This is a genomic window from Anaerovibrio lipolyticus, from assembly GCF_021531495.1.
Lineage (GTDB): Bacteria > Bacillota > Negativicutes > Selenomonadales > Selenomonadaceae > Anaerovibrio.
Genome location: NZ_JADYTY010000046.1, coordinates 1 through 10,180, shown reverse-complemented (window position 1 = coordinate 10,180; position 10,180 = coordinate 1). Strand labels below are relative to the sequence as shown.

Genomic DNA, 10,180 nt, shown 5'->3' with positions numbered 1-10,180 from the left:
GTATATGCCATGCCTCAGTAAAGAGTATATGTATGCCGTTATGCAAATAAGTCTTTGGCTCTACAAATCAGAATTTAGAATAGAAAAATCGCTATAATGTGCACTACACACATTATAGCGATTTTGTTTAGCTATTTTTATAACCTTGATAGGCTTCTGTATTTAGAATTTGCTGCGCTTTAGCTACTGCCTCTTTAGATGGCTCTGGAATATCAGGAATCTGATAGGCAATCCCCAAATCCTCATATTTATGCATCGCCATACGATGATAAGGCAATATCTCCAATCTCTGAACATTTCCCAAGGAAGCTACAAACTCACCAGTTTTGCCCAGACTTTCCTCATCATCATTAATACCTGGCACCAAGACATGACGAATCCACACAGGCTTTTTGATTTCGGCCAAATATTTAGCAAAATCCAAAATGTGCTCATTGCCCATGCCAGTAAGCTCTTTGTGCTTGGCACTATCAATATGCTTGATATCCAAAAGCACCAAATCCGTTACCGCCAACAGCTCATTCATCGCCTGTAACTTTGCCGGCTCACGGCTAAACACAGCCCCAGAGGTATCTATACAGGTAGATACTCCCTGAGCCTTAGCCCGCCGAAACAAATCCGTAACAAAATCCATCTGCAAAAGTGGTTCACCGCCAGAAACGGTAATGCCACCGCCACCCTTCCAATAAGGGCGATACCGCAAAGCAGATTGCAACATTTCCTCAGAAGAACGCTTCTCCCCCTCCTTGCCACCCCAGGTTTCTGGATTGTGACAATAGAGACAGCGAAGAGGACAGCCTTTTAGAAAAATAATATATCTTAACCCTGGCCCATCTACAGAACCAAAGCTTTCCACAGAATCCACCTGCCCGTAGACAGGCAGATTCTGGGCAGCATTATTACATGTGCTCATGGAATGTTCTGGAAATTACATCCAGCTGCTGCTCACGAGTCAGGTTAATGAACTTTACAGCATAACCAGAAACGCGGATGGTGAAGTTTGCATACTCCTCCTTCTCAGGATGCTCCATAGCATCCAGCAGCTTCTCACGGCCAAATACATTTACATTCAGATGATGTGCACCCTGATCGAAGTAACCGTCCATTACGTGTACCAGCTGAGTAGTACGCTCCTCATCATTGTGGCCCAATGCCTCTGGAGTCATGCTCTGAGTATTGGAAATACCATCCAAAGCCCACTCATATGGCAGCTTAGCAACAGAGTTCAGGGAAGCCAGCAGACCACTCTTTTCTGCACCGTAGCTTGGATTTGCACCAGGGGACAGAGGAACACCTGCCTCACGGCCATCTGGCATTGCACCAGTAAACTTGCCATATACCACATTGGAGGTAATGGTAAGAATGGAGGTGGTAGGCTCAGAATTTCTGTAGGTGTGACGGGACTTAATCTTCTCCAAGAAGGACTTCAACAACCACTTGGCAATCTCATCAGCACGCTCATCATCGTTACCGTAGCGTGGGAAGTCACCCTCAGTCTTGTAATCGATAACAATGCCAGCCTCATTGCGGATAGCAGTTACCTTAGCATATTTAATAGCAGACAGAGAATCTACTACATGGGAGAAGCCTGCAATACCAGTAGCAAAGGTACGGCGTACATCGGTATCGATGAGGGCCATTTCCTCAGCCTCATAGTAGTACTTGTCATGCATATACTGAATCAGGTTCAGAGTATTTACATAAAGACCTGCCAGCCAATCCATCATGCGGTCAAATTTGGTAACAACATCCTGATACTCCAGAACATCGCCAGCTACACCGCGATACTCAGGTCCAATCTGGTCGCCGCTCTTCTCATCAACGCCACCGTTAATAGCATAGAGCAAGCACTTGGCCAAGTTGGCACGAGCACCAAAGAACTGCATCTCCTTACCAGTCTGAGTTGCAGATACGCAGCAGCAGATGGAGTAATCATCCCCCCACTCTGGCTTCATAGTATCATCGTTCTCATACTGGATGGAACTGGTGCTGATAGAAATCTTAGCTGCATAGCGCTTGAAATTCTCAGGCAGGGAGGAGGAATACAGAACAGTCAGATTTGGCTCTGGGGATGGGCCCATATTCTCCAAGGTATGGAGGAAACGGTAATCGTTTTTGGTTACCATGTGACGGCCATCAATACCAGTACCACCTACCTCCAAGGTAGCCCATACAGGATCGCCGGAGAACAACTCATTGTAAGAGGTGATACGAGCAAAGCGTACCATGCGGAACTTCATAACCATATGGTCAATCAGCTCCTGAGCCTCTGCCTCAGTCAAAATGCCATTGGCAATATCACGCTCAATATAGATATCCAAGAAAGTGGATACACGGCCAACACTCATGGCAGCACCGTTCTGAGTCTTGATAGCGCCCAGATAGCCGAAGTACAGCCACTGTACAGCCTCGCGAGCATCCTTTGCAGGAGCGGAAATATCAAAGCCATAGGAAGCTGCCATTTCCTTCAAACCGTTGAGAGCACGAATCTGCTCTGCCAGCTCCTCACGAAGACGTACAACATCATCAGTCATAATGCCGTCGCCGCCAACATTGGCCAAATCTTCCTTCTTGAAGGCAATCAGCTGGTCAATACCATAGAGGGCGACACGACGATAGTCACCTACAATACGGCCACGGCCGTAGGTATCAGGCAAGCCAGTAATAATATGACTGCGACGAGCCAGACGCATCTCTGGGGTATAAGCATCAAATACAGCCTGATTGTGAGTCTTGTGATACTTGGTAAAAATCTCATGGAGTCTTGCACTTGGCTCATAGCCATAGTTAGTGCAGGACTGCTCAGCCATCTTGATACCGCCATAAGGCATGAAAGCTCTCTTCAGAGGCTTATCAGTCTGAAGACCAACAACCTTCTCCAAATCCTTCAGGCTCTCGTCAATATAACCTGGAGCATGGGAGGTAAGGCTAGCTACTACATCAGTATCCATATCCAGAACGCCATTGTTCTGACGCTCCTCCTTCTGCAGCTCCTGAAGCTTAGCCCACAGCTTATTAGTTGCATCAGTAGGATCTGCCAGGAAGCTCTCATCACCATCAAAAGGCTTATAGTTATTCTGTATAAAATCACGTACATTAATCTCTTCACGCCAGAGGTTTCCGGCAAATCCATTCCACTGCTGATTGCTTAACATAAATTCCTCCTATTTTTCACTTAGCCCCTCTCTAAAAGGTAGCTGTTTATAATCTCTATTCTCTACAAGGTATTCTACCATAAACAATGCTTAAAATCCAATAGTTTATGCATAAATTTAATTAATCGTAAAATAATTGTTATTATTTTATGCCATATAAATTCTGATTTATCGAGTTACCTCTCTCCCTAGAGTTGTAAATATAATTCGGGATGTCAAAGATTTTCGATATACAGCCTGCGGTCATAACGACTTTTGCTCTGTCCGACTTAATGGCCCTACCTTGGGATTTATTCTGACGCATTAATACCGCTTGTCGCTGAGCCAATTCACAGAGGCCATAATGATAGAGAGTGCCACCGGGCCACTTTTGCTGCGCAAAAGCAGGAGTCTCCCGACGCAAAAGTGTCATGCCCCTCCGGCTGTTGTCGAATCATCGTGATTTTTCGATTCTATCTAAATATCCACAGCCGAGATAGTCTGAACTAAATATCGCTCGTCGCGGAATAAAGTGACACAGCGGTCTCTTTATTCCGGGCAATATGTCGCTGGCATATTGCCCGCTCCTAGCTAAGCCTAGCGGATGCTAAATTCCTTCTGCGCCTTACGGCTTGAACTCATTAAGCACCGAGGCTTAGCAAGGGTTTTCTTAGGGTACTATCATCTGCTGTTCCATTTCAGTAAATACGTCAAAATTACGAATAGTGCCAAAGCAGGAAGTTGCGATGAATACACAAAGTAGAAGGCATGACATATACCCTTAACAGGTATATCGATGTGCCTCGCTTCTTAACGAATTTAAGCCATGAAAAGATGAACATCGTGAAGCTTTTCATGTGATTAAATGAGTTTAGCAGCGTGAGGCACATCAATATAGCGAGAGCGTGCCTGTAAGGGTATATGCCATGCCTGCAGAAATCGTATATGTATGCCATTGCTAAGATTAGCATTTGGCTCGACAAATCAGAATTTAGAAAAAAATATCCTTGCTGGCAAAATACCAACAAGGATGTTTTTAATTATATTCTTGGATAGCACTCAAACAACCTATTCCAAGGCATCGTTACCTTGATATGCTTGAAGTCCCAAAGAGCTGGAATATTATACTGTGCAAAAGTCTGCAAGCGCAAGGTAGCAGATCTTTCCACGGCAGGGCGCTTTTCATTCAAAGCCCCACCGTTACCCTTACCTGGGAAATTTCCCAAGGCATTAGCCAAATTCTGCCGTACATTGGCCTGATAGCCCCAGTCATCCAAATATCTGGTCAGCAAAAGCCCCTGTCGACTCTTTTCATTCATGCGAGAAGCCAGCATACCCTGTCCCAACACAAAGCCTGTACTATTAGTTGGGGTATTCCAACCAGAATAAGCCTGTATTCTAAACAAGAAATTCTTATCCCTAAGCAGCCCCATCAGAGCATTATCCGCACCGTTGGCATAAGCAATATCCGCAATAGCCACAGCCCTGCCACTGGACAACTCCTCCGATACCATATTGACAAAATACCTATCAGAGAAATCTGCCTTTTCGGTATTGTCTATATCATTAGCCTCATAGGTAGTGCCATTAGGATTGGTATTCACCAACAGCACCAAATCAGCTCTAGCCGGGCTGGTTACATACATACCCCCAGCCATAATCACATGGGAGCGAATGGTTTTGTCAATAGCTTCATCAGAATAGGAAGGCACTACCGTAGGTCCCTGTCCCATATTGTAGCGGACATAGACAAAAGGCATTTTCTTTTCCAAATCATTAACAGCTCTAGTCAGCAGCAGCATACCAAATTCATCAATACCTGCCATATTATTAAATCTGGTTTTGCCTAACCCCTCAGCATATTCATTCAGCCAGCGGCTTTCCCTATGAGTCTGGGAATAAGGAGCATTATCATCCCGTCCCAAACAGAAATAAGAAAAGCTCCCTTCTCTAGCCAAATCAATCATGGCCTTATTTACCGCCAAATTCTTTTTGCGACGGCTCATCCAATCACTAATAGCATCCTGGGGAATCAGCTCTGTCAGAAAATCCAGTTCCTTTTGCTCCCGCTTGGTTAAAGGCTCTATTTCCTGCTTATCCAGCAGGGATGTATAACGAAAAATATCCGTACCATAGCTGAAATAATAGCTAGGCTCCTCACTACCTGAGGCCTCCCCTGTACGAGGTGTTCTCATAATGGAGGAAAACACATATATGGGCACCTTAGGATGCTCCTGCTTAAATGCCTTGAACCTATCTACTCTGGACATCAAGTCCTTCTGAGGAATATGATGTTTGCGAGAGCCTACCAGACTGCCATAAATCATGGCATCCCCAGACATAACTACCGCCTTGATACCCGGCATTGGCTTATAAGGAGGTTTTTTATCCGGCTTATGTGGCAATGTGGTATTATCCTCCAGCCATTGCCATAACTTATCAGAATCTCCCAGATTACTGTTGCTGCCCAAGAGCTCATCAGGAGGCACAATCACCTCATAGCCTAGCTGACGAATGGTATCCGCTGTTTCCACATCAGATATAGGCCGATTATCGTGAGGAATAAAGACAATTTTTCCCTTTTCCTGAGACTGCTCCTTTTTCTTAGCCATTGCTGTACCTGCCAGCAAAGTTAACAACAGAGAAAAACACAATGACACAGCCAACAAACTTCTAATAAATTTTGCCTGCACCAATAGCCACCTCCTTGCTTTTTCTTAATCTACTAAGCCCCGTCTAAGTATCATATCCAGCACATCCCGCTGAATATCCTCTGGTATATTCAAGCTGGTGGTAAAGGTTATATACCCATCATGAGGTACGGCACTTTTGATTTCCACCATATCCAATACCCGGTGCTCCTTAATAGTTGCCTTGGCCAGCTCTGACTGATCCAAAGCACTTTTATAATCCACAGTAATGGTATTGCCATGAATATTTGTAGGCAGGCTTTCCCCCAAGTCTACCTTGCCGAAAAGCTTCTGGGCCATGGAAAGAGACATACGGGAAAAGAACCAGGAAGCCAATCCATGATCCTTGAGAGCACGTTCCTTTACCTTATAGGTTACATGGGATTCCTGGCTATTATGGACAAAATCATCAATAGTACCAGAAAACTCTATCCGTCCTGCCTTTTTAGTTTTAGCCAATATCTCCAGCCGTCCATTGGCCTTGGATTTCAATTTCACAGACTGCACTGGCCCATCCTGGCCTAGATTTTCGGCAATGGCCTGATTAATCACCTCATCTGGCACAGATACCTGTCCCTGCATGATTTCCTGCAAGGTTTCATGTCCCCAGGTATGACTAATTATCTGCCAGGCAGGCTGATATTTTTCCACAGCTTCATTTATCTGCTGCATATTTATGCCAGGAAAATACTCTGACACAATAGCCGGCATATCCATAAAGGTCACCTTTCCTTATTTTCACTAAAACCAACGACTTAAACCAGATTTTTTCTTAGGCTTAGCCGCTGCCTTTTGTACCACAGTATGATGATTTTGCTCCTGAGAGGCATTTTCCTGAGCTGACTCCTCCTGATTCTGCTCTCGTACTGCCTGCCAAAGCCTTCTGGCATCCTTGGCCAGCTTGGCATCTGTAATTGGATTCTTTTTATCTCCCACAATATTGCTGAGATAGAGCACAGCTTTTTTTCGTTCTCCCAATTCTGCATAAAGGGCCCCTATCAAATACATGACCATGGTATCAGTCAGATTATCAATAGGGTAATGCTCCGTTTCCAAGGAGCGTATATAGAGATTCAAAGCCTGCTCTGAAGCCTCTCTTTCCTTTTCCTTCTGACCATCTATGCGGTAAATCCAAGCCAGACGCATAGCCAAGCCAGCTTGACGAGCCAAAGGAGCCTTCAAGACTTCGGCACAAAAGATAGCCAGCTTCAAGGAGGCTATACCATCTGGCACGCTGCGTTCCTCATTAAATTCAAAATGAACGTGATGCTCCATAAGAGCGTTACCAATCAGCTCCCGCCTAACAGGAGACAGAGCTGTGAGAAAAACCTTTTCGTCTGCCGCAAAGCCACAGCCATCGCATACCCAGATATGATACAAATAGGGATTAAAATCCCGATAATGACAGCAATAGTCATTATCTACCCCGATTGCTGCCAAACGAGATTTTACCTTAACTACCTTCACGCTTTTGCCACAAACTGGACAGGTTTTTTCTACGACAAATGTAAATTCTGATGACATATTTCAGCCTTTCTATTCATTATCCGAAGGTCTATCCGGCCTGTTGTCAGCCCTATATGCTTCCTGAGCTGCGGCCAGTTTTTCCCTGACAGAAGTCTCCAAATCCCCTTGGGTTCGATCCGCCAGCACTAGCTGATTCCGCAAGGCAAAGTCTATAATCCGGTCATAAAATCTAGCATCCAAACTTTTTTCTGAAAGATCCTCCAGACTTATCTCTGCCTCTGAACTCTCTACAGCCAGAGTAGTCCAAGTGGAATCCAAATAATTAACCTCATTTACAGATACCTTTTTTTCTGGCAGATTAATTGTTAAATATTCTGATACACCTACGAAATCGTCAAACCCCTGGAGATTTTTGCCGTTCCAACGACGCTTGGACACTACATCATTAATCATAACATCATCAAAGGTTTTCAACACCGGTACAATCAATGTATCAGTATCTATAGTGCCATCCTCATGGACACCAAAACAAATCTGCTGTCTGTTAAAATAATAATTGGTTCTAGCTGAGGATTGTACCCAGCGAAAAATATTCTCCGGTACCTCTGGTGCCGCCTCCACCGAAGCATGAGAGAAAGAAAAACATAGTATAGCAGCCCCTACTACTGCCAACCCCTTATAATTCATAGAAATTCACCTTGTTTCTCAAATATTATCCTGATAACGACTCAGGCTGTCTAATTCGTATGGAGTCTCCTGATATACATAGTAATTCAACCAATTGGCAAAAAGCAAATTGGCTACAGAACGCCATCTTACCACTGGCATCTTTGTTGGATCATCATCAGGATAATAATTTTTGGGTACATCTACATTGGGCATACCGGCAGCCATATCCCGATCGTATTCCCCTTTCAAGGAAAGAGGATCGTATTCTGCATGTCCTGTAATGAAAAATTGCCTCTCCTCCAGATTGGCAATAGCATATACCCCTGCTTCATCATCAGACTCAGCCAATATGGTCAACTGGTCTACCTTTTCAATATCCTCCTTGCGAATTTCTGTATGACGAGAGTGAGGCACATAAAATTCATCATCAAAGCCTCGGAAAAGAGGCTCATTCTCTACACAAAGATGATGCTTATATACACCAAAAATTTTGGGAGCTACATCATATTTTGGAATACCATAATGATAATAAAGACCTGCCTGGGCTCCCCAGCAAATATGGAAGGTGGAATATACATGAGTCTTACTCCACTCCATAATCTCCGCTACCTCATCCCAATAGGCTACATCCTCAAAGGGCATCTGCTCCACTGGGGCACCGGTAATAATAAAACCATCATAGTTCTTATGACGTACCTCAGCAAAGGTGCCATAAAACTCTGTTAGATAATCCTGGGATGTATGAGTTGGGGTATAGGATTCTGTATAAATAAAATCCACCTCGACCTGCAGCGGTGTATTGCCCAAAAGCCGCAAGAGCTGGGTTTCTGTTACCTGCTTCACTGGCATCAAATTCAGAATTAACAGCTTCAAGGGACGGATATTCTGCCCATAGGCTCGATCCGCATCCATGATAAAAATATTTTCCTTTTCCAGTATTGCCGCAGCAGGTAAATCATTTGGTATCTTTATTGGCATATATAATTAGCTCCCTATATCTTTTTGTACTTACTGCTTTCTCATTTTGGCAAAAGCAGCTATTTTATCTAATATGTTTTGCTAGCCATAGACGTTAAATTGCTTCATGGTCAGACAAGCTATAGCGATGTACCCATTTGCTATGGGTTCTGTCGTAGCTGGAAAGCTGTAACAGCTCCTTTTCCTCTGTGCTTCCCCTTTCAATGGCATGATAGGCACCATCTGTTTCAGCTTCAGTGTAGTCCTTCCAGCCCTCACGGCCGTTCCAATGCTGATAGCGAATTATTTTGCCAGTGTATTGAGAAAGGTTGACAGCTTTTTTCATAAACCTTATCTGAGTAACACCTCCAGTGGCATTTTTGTACTCCTGCCACTCCCAAAAAATAATATTCTCTCCGTTCACCCGCATAGTGGTAGTATCTGCCATACAAACTACAGAACCTCCGTCAGCCAAAGCCTCCTGCCACAGCAGCAGCCACCTATCCGAAGCACTGCGTCTCTCTACCTCTCCCTGACCAAAAACTGCATCCACAATGAAAGCATAAAAATCCTCATCAAATTCCTGAGAATTCATTTCTTTATACTTCAGGGGCTGATACTGCTTGGTCCACAACTGCTTGCCGTTTTTGTCATAAAAGGTTTCATCCACATAAGCCAGCATTCTCGTCTGTGGCACAATCTGAATGTGGGCCAGGCTATAGGCCAAATCATTGGGGCGAATATCCTTTATACCATAGTTATCCAGGGTTTCCTTAGCACCACCGTAACTGTAGCCTGTTTTGGTTACAGCCGTTATGCGGGTAGCAATACCCCCAAAGGCCTCCTGCACTCGCACCTGAGCTGGATCATAGAACTTACTGTAATTGTTATCCGAGGAAATCCAATACCACTGCTGCTCTGCTGCCTGAGCTGTGCTATACATGAGAGTATTGCACATGATTGCCAGCAATAACATTACTCCTGAAAAGATAGAAATACAGTATTTCATAACAACACCCTCTTTTCCTTACCTTTCCTAAAAAAACATACACTGCGTTTATTGTAGCATATTTTTGTAATATTTACCATATATAGATATTGTTACCTAGATTTTGTTTAACTGAAATATCTTTCTCAGCATACCATTGTATCGCTAAGGTCAATATCATGACAGTCTCTAAAGAAAATGTTACTCAAACTTCCCACACAGAAAATCCTCACGGCTCCTTGAAAACTGTATATTTCAAAAGATAAATTTCTCAA

Annotated in this window: 8 protein-coding genes; all 8 read right to left on the bottom strand. The window is 44.0% G+C overall.

The window, feature by feature from the left end:
• Positions 1 to 127 precede the first annotated feature (127 nt).
• Positions 128 to 913 (bottom strand): pyruvate formate-lyase-activating protein, encoded by a 786-nt coding sequence (gene pflA, locus I6E26_RS10480; protein WP_235321814.1) that lies wholly within the window; start codon positions 911 to 913, stop codon positions 128 to 130.
• Positions 900 to 3,155, bottom strand: coding sequence for a formate C-acetyltransferase (gene pflB / locus I6E26_RS10475; protein WP_235321813.1), 2,256 nt, complete (start codon positions 3,153 to 3,155; stop codon positions 900 to 902). Before pflB ends, pflA begins: the two co-directional genes overlap by 14 nt.
• A gap of 1,019 nt (positions 3,156 to 4,174) precedes the next feature.
• Positions 4,175 to 5,827, bottom strand: coding sequence for a DUF4127 family protein (locus I6E26_RS10470; RefSeq protein ID WP_235321812.1), 1,653 nt, complete (start codon positions 5,825 to 5,827; stop codon positions 4,175 to 4,177).
• A 24-nt stretch (positions 5,828 to 5,851) separates the two neighbouring features.
• On the bottom strand, positions 5,852 to 6,541 hold the full coding sequence (locus tag I6E26_RS10465) for a hypothetical protein (RefSeq protein ID WP_235321811.1): 690 nt from the start codon (positions 6,539 to 6,541) through the stop codon (positions 5,852 to 5,854).
• 24 nt (positions 6,542 to 6,565) lie between these two features.
• Entirely contained in the window at positions 6,566 to 7,348 is a 783-nt protein-coding gene (locus I6E26_RS10460; protein WP_235321810.1) for a DUF2225 domain-containing protein, read from the bottom strand.
• Positions 7,349 to 7,360: 12 nt separating this feature from the next.
• Positions 7,361 to 7,978, bottom strand: coding sequence for a hypothetical protein (locus I6E26_RS10455; protein ID WP_235321809.1), 618 nt, complete (start codon positions 7,976 to 7,978; stop codon positions 7,361 to 7,363).
• Positions 7,979 to 7,996: 18 nt separating this feature from the next.
• Positions 7,997 to 8,938 carry a homoserine O-acetyltransferase MetA gene (gene metA, locus I6E26_RS10450; RefSeq protein ID WP_235321808.1) on the bottom strand — a complete coding sequence of 314 codons (942 nt, stop codon included), beginning with the start codon at positions 8,936 to 8,938 and terminating at the stop codon, positions 7,997 to 7,999.
• 94 nt (positions 8,939 to 9,032) lie between these two features.
• Positions 9,033 to 9,926, bottom strand: coding sequence for a hypothetical protein (locus tag I6E26_RS10445; RefSeq protein ID WP_235321807.1), 894 nt, complete (start codon positions 9,924 to 9,926; stop codon positions 9,033 to 9,035).
• Positions 9,927 to 10,180 lie beyond the last annotated feature (254 nt).